Annotated in this window: 15 protein-coding genes, 2 tRNA genes and 2 rRNA genes; 4 read left to right on the top strand and 15 right to left on the bottom strand. The window is 53.5% G+C overall.

What is annotated here, in order from left to right; genetic code table 11:
• Window positions 1–2: 2 nt before the first annotated feature.
• The 7 genes from AAHF05_RS04250 to dnaQ form a co-directional block, all read right to left on the bottom strand.
• Entirely contained in the window at window positions 3–944 is a 942-nt protein-coding gene (locus tag AAHF05_RS04250; RefSeq protein ID WP_129323775.1) for an ABC transporter permease, read from the bottom strand.
• A gap of 18 nt (window positions 945–962) precedes the next feature.
• Window positions 963–2,477 (bottom strand): ABC transporter substrate-binding protein, encoded by a 1,515-nt coding sequence (locus AAHF05_RS04245; RefSeq protein WP_206737105.1) that lies wholly within the window; start codon window positions 2,475–2,477, stop codon window positions 963–965.
• 2 nt (window positions 2,478–2,479) lie between these two features.
• On the bottom strand, window positions 2,480–3,562 hold the full coding sequence (locus AAHF05_RS04240; RefSeq protein WP_049007175.1) for an ABC transporter ATP-binding protein: 1,083 nt from the start codon (window positions 3,560–3,562) through the stop codon (window positions 2,480–2,482).
• Entirely contained in the window at window positions 3,559–4,572 is a 1,014-nt protein-coding gene (locus AAHF05_RS04235; RefSeq protein WP_129323774.1) for an ABC transporter ATP-binding protein, read from the bottom strand. Before AAHF05_RS04235 ends, AAHF05_RS04240 begins: the two co-directional genes overlap by 4 nt.
• Window positions 4,569–5,288, bottom strand: a complete 720-nt coding sequence (locus tag AAHF05_RS04230) for a FadR/GntR family transcriptional regulator (protein WP_108090747.1) — start codon at window positions 5,286–5,288, stop codon at window positions 4,569–4,571. The genes AAHF05_RS04235 and AAHF05_RS04230 overlap by 4 nt, the downstream gene beginning before the upstream one ends.
• 379 nt (window positions 5,289–5,667) lie before the next feature.
• A tRNA-Asp gene (locus AAHF05_RS04225) sits at window positions 5,668–5,744 on the bottom strand.
• Between the two features lie 131 nt (window positions 5,745–5,875).
• The gene (gene dnaQ, locus AAHF05_RS04220; RefSeq protein ID WP_025912581.1) at window positions 5,876–6,607 is read right to left on the bottom strand and encodes a DNA polymerase III subunit epsilon; all 732 of its coding nucleotides are present in this window, start codon (window positions 6,605–6,607) and stop codon (window positions 5,876–5,878) included.
• Between the two features lie 64 nt (window positions 6,608–6,671).
• Between dnaQ and rnhA the strand changes: the two genes are divergently transcribed.
• On the top strand, window positions 6,672–7,139 hold the full coding sequence (rnhA, locus tag AAHF05_RS04215) for a ribonuclease HI (RefSeq protein WP_028017739.1): 468 nt from the start codon (window positions 6,672–6,674) through the stop codon (window positions 7,137–7,139).
• Here the strand turns inward: rnhA and AAHF05_RS04210 are convergent.
• Window positions 7,136–7,855, bottom strand: a complete 720-nt coding sequence (locus AAHF05_RS04210; protein ID WP_049005844.1) for a class I SAM-dependent methyltransferase — start codon at window positions 7,853–7,855, stop codon at window positions 7,136–7,138. The two genes, rnhA and AAHF05_RS04210, sit on opposite strands and share 4 nt — an antisense overlap.
• Before the next feature lie 32 nt (window positions 7,856–7,887).
• Between AAHF05_RS04210 and gloB the strand changes: the two genes are divergently transcribed.
• Together gloB and mltD are read left to right on the top strand one after the other, a co-directional pair.
• On the top strand, window positions 7,888–8,646 hold the full coding sequence (gloB, locus tag AAHF05_RS04205) for a hydroxyacylglutathione hydrolase (protein WP_129323773.1): 759 nt from the start codon (window positions 7,888–7,890) through the stop codon (window positions 8,644–8,646).
• Between the two features lie 68 nt (window positions 8,647–8,714).
• On the top strand, window positions 8,715–10,079 hold the full coding sequence (gene mltD / locus AAHF05_RS04200) for a murein transglycosylase D (RefSeq protein WP_129323772.1): 1,365 nt from the start codon (window positions 8,715–8,717) through the stop codon (window positions 10,077–10,079).
• A gap of 52 nt (window positions 10,080–10,131) precedes the next feature.
• On the opposite strand, the gene AAHF05_RS04195 is transcribed toward mltD, so the two are convergent.
• The 3 genes from AAHF05_RS04195 to AAHF05_RS04185 all read right to left on the bottom strand — a co-directional run bounded on the left by AAHF05_RS04195 (window position 10,132) and on the right by AAHF05_RS04185 (window position 13,093).
• Window positions 10,132–10,905 (bottom strand): class I SAM-dependent methyltransferase, encoded by a 774-nt coding sequence (locus AAHF05_RS04195; protein ID WP_374936435.1) that lies wholly within the window; start codon window positions 10,903–10,905, stop codon window positions 10,132–10,134.
• A 75-nt stretch (window positions 10,906–10,980) separates the two neighbouring features.
• On the bottom strand, window positions 10,981–11,781 hold the full coding sequence (locus tag AAHF05_RS04190) for an endonuclease/exonuclease/phosphatase family protein (protein WP_028017744.1): 801 nt from the start codon (window positions 11,779–11,781) through the stop codon (window positions 10,981–10,983).
• 136 nt (window positions 11,782–11,917) lie between these two features.
• Window positions 11,918–13,093, bottom strand: a complete 1,176-nt coding sequence (locus AAHF05_RS04185; RefSeq protein WP_028017745.1) for an MFS transporter — start codon at window positions 13,091–13,093, stop codon at window positions 11,918–11,920.
• Window positions 13,094–13,197: 104 nt separating this feature from the next.
• On the opposite strand from AAHF05_RS04185, the gene yafC reads away from it, so the two are divergent.
• Complete coding sequence (gene yafC, locus AAHF05_RS04180) at window positions 13,198–14,103, top strand: DNA-binding transcriptional regulator YafC (RefSeq protein ID WP_028017746.1); 906 nt, start codon at window positions 13,198–13,200, stop codon at window positions 14,101–14,103.
• Window positions 14,104–14,134: 31 nt separating this feature from the next.
• Here the strand turns inward: yafC and dkgB are convergent, their stop codons facing one another.
• From dkgB to AAHF05_RS04160, 4 genes are all read right to left on the bottom strand, one after another.
• The gene (dkgB, locus tag AAHF05_RS04175) at window positions 14,135–14,938 is read right to left on the bottom strand and encodes a 2,5-didehydrogluconate reductase DkgB (protein ID WP_129323770.1); all 804 of its coding nucleotides are present in this window, start codon (window positions 14,936–14,938) and stop codon (window positions 14,135–14,137) included.
• A gap of 163 nt (window positions 14,939–15,101) precedes the next feature.
• Window positions 15,102–15,178: transfer RNA gene (locus AAHF05_RS04170), tRNA-Asp, on the bottom strand.
• 55 nt (window positions 15,179–15,233) lie between these two features.
• Window positions 15,234–15,349, bottom strand: a 5S ribosomal RNA gene (gene rrf, locus AAHF05_RS04165).
• Between the two features lie 71 nt (window positions 15,350–15,420).
• A 23S ribosomal RNA gene (locus AAHF05_RS04160) occupies window positions 15,421–18,325 on the bottom strand.
• Between the last annotated feature and the right edge of the window lies 1 nt (window position 18,326).

The raw sequence follows: 18,326 nt of genomic DNA, 5'->3' as shown, positions 1-18,326 counted from the left end.
GGTTAACCTCGCATTTTCGGGTTGATAAGAACGTAGAGCACGTCGGCCAGCAGGTTGAGCATCAGGAAGCCAATCGCCACGATCAGCACCACACCCTGCACCACCGCGTAGTCACGGTTAAATACCGAGTCGACGATCATCTTGCCGAAGCCCGGAATGGTGAAGACCTGCTCGGTCAGCACCGCGCCGCCCAGCAGCTCGCCGAACAGCAGCGTGGTGAGGGTAATTACCGGCACCAGCGCGTTGCGAAACGCGTGCTTCAGGATCACCGCCTTAGGCAGCAGCCCCTTAGCCCGCGCGGTACGGATGTAATCTGCTTTCAGGACCGCAATCATCGAGGCGCGGGTGTGGCGCATCAGCGTCGCCGCCAGGCCGGTTCCGAGCACGGACGCGGGCAGCAGCAGCGTGCGCAGGTTCTGAAGCGGATCTTCACTGAACGGCACGTAGCCGGACGCGGGTAGCCACTGCAGGTTTACCGAGAAGACCAGAATCAGCAGGATCCCCAGCCAGAAGTGCGGTATTGAGATCCCCGATATCGCCACAAAGTTCGCCCCATGATCGACCCAGCTGTTTTTGTTCACCGCCGCGAGGATCCCCATGCTGATGCCAAACACCAGCGCAATGAGCATCGCCAGCAGAGACAACTCCAGCGTCACCGGCAACTTGCTGGCAATCAGCTGCGTCACCGGCTCGTGCGTGCGTAAGGAGACGCCCAGATCGCCCTGCAGCGCACGCGTCAGCCAGTTAAAATACTGCACGGGGATTGGCGCATCGAGGTTCAGCTCCGCACGCAGCTGGGCGATGACTGCCGGATCGCGCTCCTCGCCGGCCATGGCAATCAGCGGGTCGCCGGGCAGCAGCTTTTGTAGCCCGAAGACCATCATGCTCACCAGCAGCAGGGTTGGTATAGCCAGCAGCAGACGTTTGCAAATCAGTTCCAGCATGGGTTCTCCTCAGGACGTTTATTTCGCCAGCGTCAAACCGGCCAGACGCACGATGCCGTCCGGGTACGGCTTAAAGCCCTGCACGCTTTTGTTCAGGCCAAAAATGCGCGGCTCGAAGTAGAGGTAGGCAATCGGCATATCGGTTTGCAGTTGCTTCACCACTTTCTCGTACAACGGCTGGCGTGCGGCCTGATCGGTGCTCTGACGCGCCTGAGTCAACCATTCATCTACCTGAGCATTACTGTAACGTCCGTCGTTTAAAGTGCCTTTGCTGTTAATGAAGCCAAAGATGCTGCCATCCGGATCGGGACGACCGGACCAGCCGGAGAAGCTCAGCTGATAGTCACCGCTCTGCTGGCGATCGAGCAGCGTGGCGAATTCAGTCATCTGCAGGTTCAGGTTAAAGCCCGCCTCAGCGACCATCGCCTGCAGCACCTGACCGACCTGCTGCGATGTTGGGTTGTTCGGCACCAGCAGGTTGACGGTCAGCGGCGTGGCGACGCCTGCCGCTTTCAGCAGCGCTTTGGCTTTGTCGACATCGCGCGGTGGTACCGGCAGGTTGACGTGATACGGGCTCACCGTTGAAAACGCCTGGTTGGCTGGCGAATACAGCCCTTCAAAGACCACCTGATTTAGCGCATCGCGGTCAATTGCCTGAGAAAACGCCTCGCGCACGCGGGCGTCCTTGAACGGTTCGTTCGCTGGCACCTTCCCGTTATTAATGTTGAAGGTAATGCCCTGATAACCCAGACCGGTGACCTTCGCCAGCGCCAGCTTGCTGTCAGCTTCCACAGTCTTCACGTCGCTGGCGGCGATGCCTTCAGTCAGGTCGAGATCGCCCGCGCGCAGGTTCGCGAGGCGCACGGAGGCATCCGGGATCGGCAGATAGATAATTTTGTCGAAGTGGTAGGCGTCTTTGTTCCAGTAGTTGTCGAAACGCGTCAGAACGATGCGGTCCTGCGACACGCGGCTGTCGAATTTATACGGACCGGAACAGACGGGATGCGCGGCAAAATCCGGTTTTTTTGCCGCTTCGGGTGCCATCATCGCGCCCGCGCGGTCGGTGAGTTGCATCAGCAGCGCGGCGTCCGGCGTTTTCAGGTGCAGGGCAATCTGCATCGGGCCAGTGACTTCAACGGACTCCACGGAGGAAATCTCGCTTTTACGCAGGGAGCCTTTTAAGGTCAGGGCACGGTCGAGGTTGTATTTTGCGGCGGCAGCATCGAATTTCTCACCGTCGTGGAAGGTGACGCCCTCGCGCAAATTCAGGGTGAGGGTTTTACCGTCGTCGCTCCACGCCCAGTCTTTCGCCAGACCGGGGATAACCTTCAGGTTTTCATCCACGTCCACCAGCCTGTCGCACAGGGAGGCAAACACGAAGCGGCCATAGTAGGTGCGCGCCAGATGCGGGTCGAGCATGTCCGGGTCAGCGCCCAGACCAATTCGCAGCACACTTTCAGAATGGGCGGGCAGCGCCGCGCCGAGCAACATTACACTTCCCAGTACGGTCAAAAGAGAATTACGCATTGTCATTATCATGAGTTCCTTGAAGGAAGGGAGGAGTGAGATGCCGCGTGTTCAAACAGCGCGCGGCGGCGCAGAAAGGCAGCAGATGGCGGAGCAATCTGGATAACGCTGCGATCGCGATTAATGTCCTGCCAGCGATGGCAGGCCACCTGACGTCCACCGTCCAGTACCTGATTTATCGGTTCAACCTGGCGACATTCGTCGGTAACGTACGGGCAGCGGGTGTGGAAGCGGCAACCAGATGGTGGGCTGGACGGGTTCGGTAAGTCCCCCTGCAGCAGCGGCGCGTCACGTTCAACGCCTGGCTGCATCTGCGGCGCAGAGGCGATAAGTGCCTGGGTATAGGGGTGCAGCGGCGCATCAAAAATTTCGTCAACAGTCGCAAGCTCAACGATTTGCCCAAGATACATCACCGCCACGCGGTCGCTCATGTGGCGGATAACGGCCAGGCCGTGGGCGACAATCACCATCGTCAGCCCCAGCTGGTGCTTCAGGCTTTCCAGCAGGTTCACCACCTGCGCCTGAACGGACACATCCAGCGCGGATACCGGCTCATCACCCAGCAGCAGCTTCGGTCCCGAGGCCAGCGCGCGCGCAATGCCGATACGCTGGCGCTGCCCGCCGGAAAACTCGTGCGGATAGCGCCCGGCCCAGGCGGCAGGCAAACCTACGGTTTTAAGAAGCTCCGCGACGCGGTACTGACGGTCCGCTTTCTTCATGTTCTGGTGCAGCCACAGCGGTTCACCGACGATCTGCTCCACCGTCATGCGCGGGTTCAGCGAGGCGAAGGGATCCTGAAAGATAATCTGCAGCTCGCGCCGGAGCTGATTCAGACGAGCACCCGAGGCATGCGTGATCTCCTCCCCCTGGTAAAACACACGCCCTTCACTGGCGGCCAGCAAACGCAGCAGCAGACGACCGAGTGTAGATTTACCGGAACCAGACTCACCCACAATCGCCAGCGTTTCCCCCGGCATAACGGAAAGTGAAACGCGATCGACTGCCGTGACAAACTTCGCCGGGGTAAACAGTTTTTTCGGGCCGGGGAAGAGCTTGCTCAGGTCACGGGCTTCAAGAATGGGCGTAGTCATGCAATTTCTCCCAGGGCAATGTGTTGCTCCAGCGGCACGCGGAAGCAGGCAACCTGATGACCCGCGCCGAGCGTATTGAGCAAAGGTTTTTCATCATGGCAGCGTGACTGCGCAAACGGGCAACGGGTAGCGAAACGGCAGCCTTTCGGCATAAATTCTGGCAGTGGCACCGAGCCTGGAATGGTGGAGAGCTGCCCCTTACGTGCCCCAAGAGAAGGAATCGACCCCATCAGGCCGATAGTGTACGGGTGCTGCGGATCGGCAAAGATGGCCTCAACGCTCCCCTGCTCTACCACCTGACCGGCATACATCACCGCCACCTGCTGGGCGACTTCTGCCACCACGCCTAAATCGTGAGTGATCATCAGGACCGCCGTGCCGGTCTCTTCTTTGAGGGTGTTCAGCAAGGTGAGAATTTGCGCCTGGATCGTCACGTCAAGGGCTGTGGTCGGTTCATCGGCAATCAGCAGTTTCGGGTGGTTAATCAGCGCCATCGCAATCATCACGCGCTGGCGCATTCCGCCGGAAAGCTGGTGGGGATATGCTTTCAGGCGCATCTCTGCCGCCGGGATCTGTACCTTCTCGAGGATCTGCAGCGCGACATTCATCGCCTCTGCGCGCGAGACACTCTGGTGTCGCATGACCGCTTCGCTAAGCTGGTCCCCCAGCGTAAACGCCGGATTGAGCGAAGTCATCGGCTCCTGGAAAATCATCGCCAGTTCGCTGCCACGCAGGTCAGCGTATTCCCGAGGCGAAAGCTTGCGGAGATTGTGACGGCGAAACTGCATCTCACCGCTGACGATCTGCGCGCTGGCGGGCAGTAACCCCATTAGCGCCAGTGAGGTGATACTTTTTCCGCATCCAGACTCTCCCACCAGCGCCAGCGTTTCGCCCGCTTTAATTATCAGTGAAATACCATCAAGGACGCTCACAGGCGAGCCGGCGAATTTAACGTTGAGATTATGCAGGTTCAGTACAGGCGCAGTGTCCTTAAACGGAATCGTCGTCATAGCGTGAAGTCGTCCTCAAGGTGGATAGCATGGATCAGGGCGGTTTGCAGGCTGAGCAGGTGTTCGCGCATGGCGGCCGCGGCCTCATTAGGCTGGCGATGGATAATCGCAGACATGATCTTGTGATGGTGGTCGTTGTAGCTATCGACGCGTTCGGGGGTGCGGGCTAATTCGCGCAGGTGCTGCCAGCCCGGTTCACGCCGCACGGCATCAATGGCATCAAACAGGCCGAGCATCAGACGGTTCCCCGCCGCCTCGGCAATCGCCCGGTGAAAGGCGCTGTCCCACAGTTCGTTGAGATCGCGGTCATCCGGGCTGACCTTATCAATGCGTTCCAGCATGCGCTGCATCAGCGCGAGGTTTTCCCTGGTGGCACGCAGTGCCGCAAGCCGGGCTAAGCCGGGTTCGAGCTGCAGACGAGCTTCCATCACTTCCAGAAGGTTGGTTTGCTGAACCAATCCCTGAAGGGCCAGCGGTTCAACCGGGGCAGCCGGACCGATAAAAGTCCCTTTGCCCTGTTTACGCCAGATGCGCCCCTCTTCTTCCAGCACATCCAGCGCACGACGCACTTCACGTCGTCCTACGCCGAGAGTTTCCGATAGCTCACGTTCTGTGGGCAGCGGAGTGCCTGGTGTTGACTCGTGCTGGTTGATTAACCCGCGCAGTTGTTCAAGCGCGGTGCTGGAATTTGCCAGAAACCGTGACGGTTTTTCCATATTGGTTCGCTCGCTTTCATCATTACTTTATTTTTATTAACGATAAGTTATTGATATGTAATGAAGCTTATCGTGCTAATGATTAAGCAATAACCAAACCAATTCACAATTGGTTTGGTTATTTTTTGGAAAGCGGGAGATAACCAAATGATTCTGCGTGAATTATTTTTACAGAAAGACACATTCTGTCTGAGATCTGGAGAGAGGGAGGGTGGCGAAATGCACAACATCAGTGCAAATAACGCACTAAATCTGTGCAAATGTTAATTAATTGCACTATAAAAATTAACGTTTTGTTAACGATAAGTGAGGGAACGGAATTGCAGAATGCTGAAACGACGAAGGCCTGAATCATTTCTGATTCAGGCCTTCTGAATATTGGCGGAACGGACGGGACTCGAACCCGCGACCCCCTGCGTGACAGGCAGGTATTCTAACCGACTGAACTACCGCTCCACTGTTCCCGTTTGGGGAACGAGGCGCATATTACGGTGTGCCTCCGATCTCGTCAACGCTTTTTCTCACGTTTTGAATCGTTTGCTGCAAAAATCACCCAAACGATGCTTTTACAGGCATTCTGGCGCTTTTCAGGCGCGCCACAGACAGCTTCCACCCTTCTTCTGTACCAGATCAAGTCGGGATTCGTGGTTAAGAAGCTCTTCATCACTGGCTAAAACAACCCGCAACCGACTGGCCTGACGGACAACGCGCTGAATTCCCGCCTCGCCCTGCGTTTGCTGAGATTCATTTTCCATGCTGAACTTCATTGACGTCTGCCCGCCGGTCATCGTCAGATAGACATCGGCCAGGATCTGGGCATCGAGTAATGCCCCGTGCAGCGTTCGCTTGGTATTGTCTATTTCGTAGCGGGAACAGAGCGCATCAAGGCTGTTACGCTTGCCGGGGAACATTTTCCTCGCCAGCGCCAGGCTGTCTGTTACCTTACAGAAGGTGTTTGTCTTCGGGATATCACGATTAAGCTTGCTGAATTCATAATCCATAAAGCCGATATCGAACGAGGCGTTATGGATGACAAGCTCTGCGCCCCTGATGTATTCCAGGAACTCGTCAGCGACATCCGCAAAAGTCGGCTTATCCAGCAAGAACTCATCGGCAATACCGTGAACGCCGAACGCTTCGGGATCTACCAGCCGATCGGGTTTGAGGTAGACGTGGAAGTTGTTCCCCGTAAGACGACGGTTCACCACTTCAACGGCACCGATCTCGATAATCTTGTGCCCTTCGTAGTGCGCGCCGATCTGGTTCATACCGGTGGTTTCGGTATCGAGGACAATCTGGCGAGTAATTGCAGTGCTCATAGCGGTCATTTATGTCAGACTTATCGTTTAACTGAACGTTTCAATTACAGGAAGTCTACCAGAGATGCGTAAACAGGTAGAAATTTTCACCGATGGATCTTGTCTCGGCAACCCAGGGCCTGGCGGCTATGGCGCGATTATGCGCTATCGCCAGCACGAAAAAACTTTTAGCGAAGGCTATTTTCTGACCACCAACAACCGAATGGAATTGATGGCGGCCATAGTGGCACTGGAGGCGTTAAAAGAGCATTGTGACGTGGTGCTAAGCACCGATAGCCAGTACGTACGTCAGGGGATAACCCAGTGGATCCATAACTGGAAAAAACGCGGCTGGAAGACCGCTGATAAGAAGCCGGTCAAGAACGTCGATCTCTGGAAACGTCTTGATGCGGCGCTGGGCCAGCACGAGATTAAATGGGAATGGGTTAAAGGCCACGCCGGTCACCCGGAAAACGAACGCTGCGACGAACTGGCGCGTGCTGCGGCATCCAATCCCGCACATGAAGATGCGGGCTATCAGCCCGACGTTTAATCGGTTTTTTTGTATTGCCGCGTTGCACCAACAGTTTGACGGATATGCGTTTTCGTTTTGCTCTGCTTCATTGGATTAAGCGTAAGAGGGATAGTGCGCTTACGTGCAACGATGAACTGCATGCAGCCTAAAGCGGGCAAATGCGTGCTCAACAGTACACCTCCCTGCCGCGCCCAGGGGAGCACCTGAAAACCGCCGTAGCAGAGCACCTCAAAGTTTAGCAGTGAAAGCCAGTCGAGCTGGCGCATCATCGTGAACATCCGGCTGTTATAAGGTGGAGTTCTGCGTAACACGGGTACCAGCTTGCGCAGGCCCATCAAACTCAGAGGATTAAACCCGCTGAGTACCAGCCAGCCATCATCAATCAGAACACGGTCGGCTTCACGCAGCAAGTGATGGGGATCGCTACACCAGGGCAGTGTATGGGCAAGCAAACACGCATCGACGGACTTTTCCGCAAATGGCAGATGCAATGGGTCTGCTTTCACCTGAACCGGCGATCCGCCGAGCGAGACATTGACCTGATGTGAGATAGCGCAGCTTTCGGTATTGATTTCCGCGCTGAGATTGCCAATCTTAAGCAGGTGAAAGCCATACATTTTCGCAAGCCAGGGCTTCAGTTGTTGCTCTAAGGCCTCGCGATAGTATTCACCCCAGGGCAATTCCGCCCAACGCTCCGGTGCTGCGACAGTCTGAGGTATCCTTGCCGGTTTCATCAAAACACCTGCCACGTTATTAGAGGTAATGTATGAATCTTATCAGTATTCCTGCTTTTGAGGACAATTACATCTGGGTTTTGGTTGACGATGATCGTCGATGCGTCATTGTTGATCCCGGAGAAGCCGCCCCTGTATTACGTGCAATAGAAGAGAATAACTGGCAGCCAGAAGCCATTCTCTTGACGCATCATCATCACGATCACACTGGCGGCGTTCCCGAGCTGCGGGCCCATTTTCCCCATCTTGTGGTTTACGGACCGGCAGAGACACAAGATAAGGGAACAACCCGTATAGTCCAGGAAGGCGAAAAGATCCTCATACACCAGTGGGAATTTTCCGTATTTGCCACACCAGGTCACACTTTGGGACATCTGTGTTTCTACAGCAAACCTTATCTTTTTTGTGGCGACACACTGTTCTCTGGAGGCTGTGGAAGACTTTTCGAAGGCACAGCAACCCAGATGTATCAGTCCTTACAGAAAATTAATGCCCTACCCGATGACACGCTTATTTGTTGCGCACATGAATATACATTAGGAAATATGAAGTTTTCCGTTAACCTCTTACCCGAGGATCGCGCGATCCAGGATTATTATCACAAAGTGAAGGAGTTACGTGCAAAAAACCAAAACACACTCCCCGTAATTCTGAAAAATGAGCGCAAGATTAATTTATTTTTACGAACAGATGATATTGATTTAATTAACAAAATTAACCAAGAAACAAATTTGCAACAACCAGAGCAGCGTTTTGCATGGTTAAGGTCAAAGAAAGATAACTTCAGATAATTGCGGGTTGCCTTTTCAAAATTTCGCCGTTATCATCGCTCGTCTTTTAAGCAACTATTGACACACACATGAAGGCAAAAGCGATATTACTCGCCTCTGTCCTGCTTGTAGGTTGCCAGTCGCAGAACGGCAGCAACGTACAACAGCACGCACAGAGCCTTTCTGCAGCTGGTCAAGGGGAAGCAGGGAAGTTTGCAAGTTCGGCGCGATGGATGGACGATGGAACATCATTCGCGCAGGATCAAGACTTGTGGACCTCTATTGGCGACGAGCTAAAGATGGGAATTCCGGAAAACAGCCGGATTCGCGAACAGAAACAGAAGTACTTAAGAAATAAGAGCTATCTCCACGATGTAACGTTACGGGCAGAGCCGTATATGTACTGGATAGCCGGGCAAGTTAAGAAACGTAACATGCCTATGGAGCTGGTACTCCTACCCATAGTGGAGAGCGCTTTTGACCCACACGCAACGTCTGGCGCCAATGCCGCAGGCATTTGGCAGATCATTCCGAGCACCGGGCGAAACTATGGTCTGAAACAGACCCGCAACTATGATGCGCGTCGCGATGTTGTCGCTTCAACGACAGCCGCTCTCGACATGATGCAACGTCTGAACAAGATGTTTGATGGCGACTGGTTGTTAACGGTCGCAGCGTACAATAGCGGCGAAGGTCGTGTACTGAAGGCAATGAAAGCGAATAAAGCACGGGGTAAATCCACCGATTTTTGGTCGCTCTCACTGCCACAGGAAACAAAGATTTACGTACCGAAGATGCTGGCATTGAGCGATATTCTCAAGAACAGCAAGCGTTACGGTGTACAACTGCCAACACCAGACGAAAGTCGTGCACTGGCGCGCGTTCGCCTCAGCAATCCAGTTGATATTCAACAGGTTGCAGATATGACGGGTATGTCGGTAAGTAAATTGAAAACCTTTAATGCTGGCGTTAAAGGCTCAACGCTGGGGGCAAGTGGCCCGCAGTACGTAATGGTTCCGCAGAAACATGCTGAACAGCTACGTGAGTCTTTAGCATCTGGTGAAATTGCCGCCGTTCAGTCAACGCTGATCGCGGACGCTTCATCAGTCAACAGCCGCAGTTATAAGGTTCGTTCAGGTGATACGCTTTCGGGCATTGCATCACGTCTTGGCGTGACAGCAAGCGATCTGCAGCAGTGGAACAACCTGCGCAGTTCAGGCCTTAAAGTGGGTCAAACTCTGACGGTGGGTGCAGGTAGCAGCGCACAGCGTCTCGCCAGCAACAGCGATAGCATTACCTATCGCGTGCGTAAAGGCGATTCACTGTCCAGTATCGCAAAACGACACGGCGTGAACATCAAAGATGTGATGCGCTGGAATAATGATACTGACAATCTGAAACCAGGCGACCAACTGACGCTATTTGTGAAGAACAGCGCCACGCCAGACTCCTGAGAACACGATCGAAAGGGAAAAAGGCACCGATTCCCCTCGGTGCCTTTTTTGTTTATCCCGCCTTTTGCGCTTCCGCCATGGTGGTATCGCTGGTAAACGAACCATCCTCCTGTAATTCAAAGTAACTTTTCACCTCTGCGGACGCACTCTGCTGATACAAGCGAATCGCGTGACTTAATGCATCCGAAGTGCGCATACGAGCGATCCATGAGCTAAATTCCAGCGGTAATCGATCGGTTATCAATGAGCGTGAAATCAAACCCGCCTCGGTAATGAGCGATAACCACTCTCCACTGGAGTAGTTTTGCACATGCGAGGTATCGCGCAGTGCTTCCACCGTCTGCAGCCAGATATTGCGCACCGGATGTCCAGGGGACATCACATCCATAATAATGAAGATGCCACCCGGCTTCAGAACACGTTTTACCTCACGTAATGCCTGGCCGACATCATGCCAGTGATGTGCGGAATAACGGCTGATAGCCACCTCAAACGATGCATCTTCAAAAGGTAAAGATTCGGCATAGCCCTGGCGCGTATCAATGTTTTCCAGCCCCTTCGCTTTCGCCGCCTCGGCAACCACCGCCAGCATCTGGCTGGATAAGTCATACGCGGTAACGTGCGCGACCTGTTTCGCAGCCGTAAAGCTGGCATGCCCTGCCCCGCAGCCTAAATCCAATACGTGTGCCTGCGGGAACGCAGCCAGACGTTCACCGAGACGCACCAGATCGCGGCCAGATGCGTGCACGGTGCTGCTCAGATACGCACTTGCCTGAGAGCCAAACTGTTTTTCTACATTGTCATGATGGGAGTGTGTTGTTGTCATCGTACTGTCCTTTGTGGGTGAAAAATAAAGGGCAGCACCCGAACAGGCCTGCCCCACGGCAGACCTGACACACCATTATTTATCAGGTTTGCCGGGACTGAATTCAACGAGTAGAGGATTGTGATCGGAGGCGCGCGTCACCAGAACGGAGGCGTCGTGCACGCTCAAACCGCGATAGAAGACAAAATCGAGAGGACGACCAAAGGCTTTCTTGCGTTGGTCATCGCTAAAACGAACTTCACGCAACGACATCTCGCGCGCAAAGCGATACAAGGCATTCATGCGCGGACGGCTCCAGGCATTGAAATCGCCTGCCATAATGATGGGGCCGCTGTGATGGGCAATCTGATCGCCAATTGGAAGTAACTGCTTACTATACACATCCACCCCCAGGCTAAAGTTTACCGCGTGGATATTCACCACCATCAGCATTCGGGTATCCGGCAACGGGTAGACCGTTACCAGCGCCGATTTCGCCAGACGCAGAATGGGTTCACGCTCGCGCAGTGGACAGCAATAGACCGGATGTGCTGAAGAGAGGGTCATCACACCTGAGGGATGTTGCGGCAGAACAAACGCCGGAACCTGATCGGCGGCAAGATAGTTCGTGGTGGCAAACCGCACCAGCTCAGGGGTGGTTTGCGCCTCCTGGAGCAGAACCAGATGGGCATCTTTTCCAAAATTCTTGAGTACCGATAACCATTCCGCACGCTGCTGCTTAAAGATATTCCACACCAGTACACGGATTTTCTCATCGCTGCTTAACGGTGTACCGGCGGGTAATGCCTGGCTTATGCTCGCAAACGACCCCGGAGGCAAGATCCTCTCCGCTGGCATTCCGGCAACATAACGCATGGCATAGGTATTTTTTCGCACTTTTGGAAACAGCCTCTGTAACATGAACCAGCCCTGAAAACGGACTGGTTCTAATGTTATAGGGACTTTAGGTTACACTTTCAACGCAATTTCTGAGAAACCGCTTTCCAGTTTTGTAAGCAAGCACTTACTGATGTTACCCCAGTGCTACGCGAGTTGGTCTATCAAGGCGTCCACTCAGGCCAATCAACAGGAAGGCTACAAGCACGATCGCAGCACCAATCCATGGCGTTTGCGCCAGTCCAAAATGTTCAACCGTCTGCCCACCCACAATGGAGCCAATAGCAATGCCGATATTAAAAGCGGCAATGTTCAGGCCGGATGCCACATCCACCGCGTTGGGCGTATACAGTTCTGCTTTCTGTACCACATAAACCTGAAGGCCCGGCACGTTACCGAAGGCAAAGATCCCCATGACCAGGACAGTGGCCAGTGCGGCGTATTGCATTGATGCAGTGAACTGGAACACCAGCAGCAAAACAACCAATGCTGCAAAGATGAATTTGAGAGCGGGAACCGCACCATGTTTGTCTGCCAGTTTGCCGCCCCAGATATTACCTATTGCGACGGAGATGCCGTAGCCCAGCAGAATCCAGCTCACCGCATTCGGGGAGAAGCCTGCGAGATCCTGCATCATCGGCGCCAGGAAAGTAAAAGCAGTGAATACACCACCATAGCCCAGTGCGGTCACGGCATAAATGATCAACAGGCGCGGATGCGTCAGAACCTTTAGCTGGTCGCGCAGGCTGGCGCTCGCACGACCAGGTATATTCGATGGCACCAACAGAAAACTGGCTACCAGAGCAATCACACCCAGTAAAGAAACCGCCAGGAAGGTTTCACGCCAGCCGAAGTGTTGGCCGATAAATGTCCCCAGCGGTACGCCTGTAACAAGCGCGACAGTCAGTCCACCAAACATAATCGCAATCGCTGATGCCGCTTTCTCTTTGGGTACCAGACTTGTGGCAATGGTAGAACCAATTGAGAAAAAGACACCATGAGCAAGGCCGGTCAGCAGGCGGGCAATCACCAGTGTGGTGTAATCCGGGGATTGCCAGGCCAGAACGTTACCCGCTGTGAACAACACCATTAGCGCCACCAACAGTTGCTTGCGAGGGAATCGACCGGTGAGTGCCGTCAATACAGGCGCACCGACAGCAACACCCAGTGCATAAATAGATACCAGCAGCCCGGCAGATGGCAGCGAAATCGCAAGCTGGTCGGCGATGGTAGGAACCAGTCCTACGATAACAAATTCGGTCGTGCCAATTGCAAAGGCACTGATCGTGAGGGCAAGTAGCGCCAGTGGCATAAAATACTCCGTCTCTTCAGGATTAAGATGACAGGCAGTATGCGCCAGTGCTTAAATAACAAAAATGGTCAAAATATCAATTGAATTTTGCAGGTGGTGCAACAATGAAAGCAACGTCGGAAGAGCTGACAATCTTTGTCGCCGTCGTCGAAAGCGGCAGTTTTAGCCGTGCGGCTGAACAGTTAGGGCAGGCTAACTCGGCCATCAGTCGCTCGGTGAAAAAGCTGGAGATGAAGCTTGGAGTCAGTCTGCTCAACCGTACGACGCGGCAGCTCAGCCTGACGGAAGAAGGAGAGCGCTATTTCCGCCGCGTGCAGTCCATCCTGCAAGAAATGGCCGCTGCAGAGACGGAGATTATGGAAACCCGCAGCACACCACGTGGATTGCTGCGCATTGATGCTGCCACGCCGGTTGTGCTTCACTTTCTGATGCCGCTGATCAAACCTTTCCGCGAACGCTATCCGGAGATGACGCTCTCTCTGGTCTCCTCAGAGACGTTTATCAATCTTATCGAAAGGAAAGTGGATGTGGCTATCCGGGCAGGAACTCTGACAGATTCAAGCCTGCGCGCCCGCCCTCTGTTTGCGAGCTACCGCAAAATTATCGCCTCACCGCAGTATATTGCAGAGCATGGAAAACCTGAGACGGTTGAAGAGTTAAAGCAGCATCTGTGCCTGGGCTTTACGGAACCTGTGTCGCTGAACACCTGGCCTGTCGCCTGCCCTGACGGTCAGTTACATGAGATCACCTGCGGGTTGTCGTCTAACAGCGGGGAGACGCTGAAGCAATTGTGCCTTGAAGGTAACGGGATCGCCTGTCTGTCTGACTACATGATTGATAAAGAGATTGCGCGTGGCGAACTGGTGGAACTGATGGCAGATAAACGTCTGCCGGTCGAAATGCCGTTTAGTGCGGTGTATTACAGTGACAGAGCGGTAAGCACGCGCATTCGTGCCTTTATTGACTTCCTGAGCGAGCATATAAAAACAGCTCCCGAAGGAGCTGTATGAGGGTTTCAGGATACAAAGGGTGGGGTCAAACTTAATCCCAGTGAGGGGCTAACCCTTCCGGGCTGACCAGGCGATCGTTGCAATCCAGTGCGGCGATCGCTTTTTTGTCTTCGTCGTCGAGCTGGAGATCCTGTGCTAACAGGTTGCTGGCCAGGTTTTCACGTTTAGTTGAAGATGGGATCACGGCATAACCTTCACCCATTGCCCACGCCAGGATGACCTGAGCTGCAGTCACATTATGTTTTGCTGCGATGCGTGCAATCACTTCATCTTTCAATGCTTTGCCATAGGCCAGCGTCATATAAGACGTAATATGAATGCCATGCTGTTTTGCCCAGTCAACAACTTTGCGGTTTTGCAGGTAAGGTGACAGTTCAATCTGGTTAGTCGCAATATTTTCTGCACCAACGGCCGCAATTGCTTTTTCCATCAGTGGAATAGTGAAGTTAGAAATACCAATTTCACGGGTTAAACCCTGTTTTTTCGCCTCCAGCAATGCCTGCATGAATTCTTCCACTGGAACAGCATCATTCGGTGAAGGCCAGTGGATCAGAGTCAGATCGACGTAATCAGTACGCAGTTTTTTCAGACTCTCTTTCAGGCTGGGGATCAGTTTGTCCTTGCTGAGATTCTCAATCCAGATTTTTGTAGTAATAAATAGTTCGTTACGCGGGACACCACTCTCTTCGATAGCCTGACCAACAGCAGCTTCATTTTCATAAATTTGTGCCGTATCGACGGTACGATAGCCAAGTTCAAGAGCAGTTTTTACAGATGCGATAACAACGTCGTCTTTCAGGCGGAAAGTGCCCAGACCAAATGCAGGGATAGTCATGTAATTCCTCGTTAATCATAGTTTTCGTTAACTGAGGAAGATTATCGCTATTGTCGTTATTCAGAAAAAGAGCGTAAAAAGCAGAGGATTTTTGCTAATTAAGCAATAATTATACGACAGATAATAAAAAAGCCCTGAGCGTTAACTCAGGGCTTTTAATAAGTGGCGGAACGGACGGGACTCGAACCCGCGACCCCCTGCGTGACAGGCAGGTATTCTAACCGACTGAACTACCGCTCCACCGAAGACTGCTGTAACCACCGGATTTATGCACCGGCTTACTACTTAATTTGATGCCTGGCAGTTCCCTACTCTCACATGGGGAGACCCCACACTACCATCGGCGCTACGGCGTTTCACTTCTGAGTTCGGCATGGGGTCAGGTGGGACCACCGCGCTAAAGCCGCCAGGCAAATTCTGTTAATCTGTATCAGGCTGAAATTTGATTGTCTGTCTCTTCGCCGAAACAGCTTCGGCGTTGTAAGGTTAAGCCTCACGGTTCATTAGTATCGGTTAGCTCAACGCATCGCTGCGCTTACACACCCGACCTATCAACGTCGTAGTCTTCAACGTTCCTTCAGGACCCTTAAAGGGTCAGGGAGAACTCATCTCGGGGCAAGTTTCGTGCTTAGATGCTTTCAGCACTTATCTCTTCCGCATTTAGCTACCGGGCAGTGCCATTGGCATGACAACCCGAACACCAGTGATGCGTCCACTCCGGTCCTCTCGTACTAGGAGCAGCCCCCCTCAATTCTCCAGCGCCCACGGCAGATAGGGACCGAACTGTCTCACGACGTTCTAAACCCAGCTCGCGTACCACTTTAAATGGCGAACAGCCATACCCTTGGGACCTACTTCAGCCCCAGGATGTGATGAGCCGACATCGAGGTGCCAAACACCGCCGTCGATATGAACTCTTGGGCGGTATCAGCCTGTTATCCCCGGAGTACCTTTTATCCGTTGAGCGATGGCCCTTCCATTCAGAACCACCGGATCACTATGACCTGCTTTCGCACCTGCTCGAGCCGTCACTCTCGCAGTCAAGCTAGCTTATGCCATTGCACTAACCTCCTGATGTCCGACCAGGATTAGCTAACCTTCGTGCTCCTCCGTTACTCTTTGGGAGGAGACCGCCCCAGTCAAACTACCCACCAGACACTGTCCGCAACCCGGATTACGGGTCTACGTTAGAACACCAGCCATTAAAGGGTGGTATTTCAAGGTCGGCTCCACGCAGACTGGCGTCCACGCTTCAAAGCCTCCCACCTATCCTACACATCAAGGACCAGTGTTCAGTGTCAAGCTATAGTAAAGGTTCACGGGGTCTTTCCGTCTTGCCGCGGGTACACTGCATCTTCACAGCGAGTTCAATTTCACTGAGTCTCGGGTGGAGACAGCCTGGCCATCATTACGCCATTCGTGCAGGTCGGAACTTACCCGACAAGGAATTTCGCTACCTTAGGACCGTTATAGTTACGGCCGCCGTTTACCGGGGCTTCGATCAAGAGCTTCGCGTTACCGCTAACCCCATCAATTAACCTTCCGGCACCGGGCAGGCGTCACACCGTATACGTCCACTTTCGTGTTTGCACAGTGCTGTGTTTTTAATAAACAGTTGCAGCCAGCTGGTATCTTCGACTGATTTCAGCTCCACCCGCAGGGGCTTCACCTACATATCAGCGTGCCTTCTCCCGAAGTTACGGCACCATTTTGCCTAGTTCCTTCACCCGAGTTCTCTCAAGCGCCTTGGTATTCTCTACCTGACCACCTGTGTCGGTTTGGGGTACGATTTGATGTTACCTGATGCTTAGAGGCTTTTCCTGGAAGCAGGGCATTTGTTACTTCAGCACCGTAGTGCCTCGTCATCACACCTCAGCGTTAATAAGGTACCGGATTTACCTGGAACCTCCGCCTACATGCTTAAACCGGGACAACCGTCGCCCGGCTAACATAGCCTTCTCCGTCCCCCCTTCGCAGTAACACCAAGTACAGGAATATTAACCTGTTTCCCATCGACTACGCCTTTCGGCCTCGCCTTAGGGGTCGACTCACCCTGCCCCGATTAACGTTGGACAGGAACCCTTGGTCTTCCGGCGTGCGGGCTTTTCACCCGCATTATCGTTACTTATGTCAGCATTCGCACTTCTGATACCTCCAGCACCCCTCACAGGACACCTTCAACGGCTTACAGAACGCTCCCCTACCCAACAACGCATAAGCGTCGCTGCCGCAGCTTCGGTGCATGGTTTAGCCCCGTTACATCTTCCGCGCAGGCCGACTCGACCAGTGAGCTATTACGCTTTCTTTAAATGATGGCTGCTTCTAAGCCAACATCCTGGCTGTCTGTGCCTTCCCACATCGTTTCCCACTTAACCATGACTTTGGGACCTTAGCTGGCGGTCTGGGTTGTTTCCCTCTTCACGACGGACGTTAGCACCCGCCGTGTGTCTCCCGTGATAACATTCTTCGGTATTCGTAGTTTGCATCGGGTTGGTAAGCCGGGATGGCTCCCTAGCCGAAACAGTGCTCTACCCCCGAAGATGAGTTCACGAGGCGCTACCTAAATAGCTTTCGGGGAGAACCAGCTATCTCCCGGTTTGATTGGCCTTTCACCCCCAGCCACAAGTCATCCGCTAATTTTTCAACATTAGTCGGTTCGGTCCTCCAGTTAGTGTTACCCAACCTTCAACCTGCCCATGGCTAGATCACCGGGTTTCGGGTCTATACCCTGCAACTTAACGCCCAGTTAAGACTCGGTTTCCCTTCGGCTCCCCTATACGGTTAACCTTGCTACAGAATATAAGTCGCTGACCCATTATACAAAAGGTACGCAGTCACACCCGAAGGTGCTCCCACTGCTTGTACGTACACGGTTTCAGGTTCTTTTTCACTCCCCTCGCCGGGGTTCTTTTCGCCTTTCCCTCACGGTACTGGTTCACTATCGGTCAGTCAGGAGTATTTAGCCTTGGAGGATGGTCCCCCCATATTCAGACAGGATACCACGTGTCCCGCCCTACTCTTCGAGTTCACAGCCTGTGCATTTTCGTGTACGGGACTATCACCCTGTACCGTCGGACTTTCCAGACCGTTCCACTAACACACAAGCTGATTCAGACTCTGGGCTGCTCCCCGTTCGCTCGCCGCTACTGGGGGAATCTCGGTTGATTTCTTTTCCTCGGGGTACTTAGATGTTTCAGTTCCCCCGGTTCGCCTCGTTAACCTATGTATTCAGTTAACGATAGTGTGACGAATCACACTGGGTTTCCCCATTCGGACATCGCCGGGTCAAAGGTTCATATCACCTCGCCGGCGCTTTTCGCAGATTAGCACGTCCTTCATCGCCTCTGACTGCCAGGGCATCCACCGTGTACGCTTAGTCGCTTAACCT

It is taken from the genome of Enterobacter adelaidei (assembly GCF_041937165.1).
In the GTDB taxonomy this organism is placed as follows: domain Bacteria; phylum Pseudomonadota; class Gammaproteobacteria; order Enterobacterales; family Enterobacteriaceae; genus Enterobacter; species Enterobacter adelaidei.
The sequence above is the reverse complement of the archived record's forward strand: the minus strand, read 5'-3'. Positions and strand labels throughout refer to the sequence as shown.

Coding starts and splice junctions, on each gene's coding strand:
- mltD (WP_129323772.1), top strand. CDS start 8,715: ATGAAGGCAAAAGCGATATTACTCGCCTCTGTCCTGCTTGTAGGTTGC.
- AAHF05_RS04230 (WP_108090747.1), bottom strand. CDS start 5,288: ATGGAAAAACCGTCACGGTTTCTGGCAAATTCCAGCACCGCGCTTGAA.
- yafC (WP_028017746.1), top strand. CDS start 13,198: ATGAAAGCAACGTCGGAAGAGCTGACAATCTTTGTCGCCGTCGTCGAA.
- AAHF05_RS04210 (WP_049005844.1), bottom strand. CDS start 7,855: ATGAAACCGGCAAGGATACCTCAGACTGTCGCAGCACCGGAGCGTTGG.
- AAHF05_RS04235 (WP_129323774.1), bottom strand. CDS start 4,572: ATGACGACGATTCCGTTTAAGGACACTGCGCCTGTACTGAACCTGCAT.
- AAHF05_RS04195 (WP_374936435.1), bottom strand. CDS start 10,905: ATGACAACAACACACTCCCATCATGACAATGTAGAAAAACAGTTTGGC.
- dnaQ (WP_025912581.1), bottom strand. CDS start 6,607: ATGAGCACTGCAATTACTCGCCAGATTGTCCTCGATACCGAAACCACC.
- AAHF05_RS04185 (WP_028017745.1), bottom strand. CDS start 13,093: ATGCCACTGGCGCTACTTGCCCTCACGATCAGTGCCTTTGCAATTGGC.
- AAHF05_RS04240 (WP_049007175.1), bottom strand. CDS start 3,562: ATGACTACGCCCATTCTTGAAGCCCGTGACCTGAGCAAGCTCTTCCCC.
- AAHF05_RS04250 (WP_129323775.1), bottom strand. CDS start 944: ATGCTGGAACTGATTTGCAAACGTCTGCTGCTGGCTATACCAACCCTG.
- AAHF05_RS04245 (WP_206737105.1), bottom strand. CDS start 2,477: ATGACAATGCGTAATTCTCTTTTGACCGTACTGGGAAGTGTAATGTTG.
- dkgB (WP_129323770.1), bottom strand. CDS start 14,938: ATGACTATCCCTGCATTTGGTCTGGGCACTTTCCGCCTGAAAGACGAC.
- gloB (WP_129323773.1), top strand. CDS start 7,888: ATGAATCTTATCAGTATTCCTGCTTTTGAGGACAATTACATCTGGGTT.
- rnhA (WP_028017739.1), top strand. CDS start 6,672: ATGCGTAAACAGGTAGAAATTTTCACCGATGGATCTTGTCTCGGCAAC.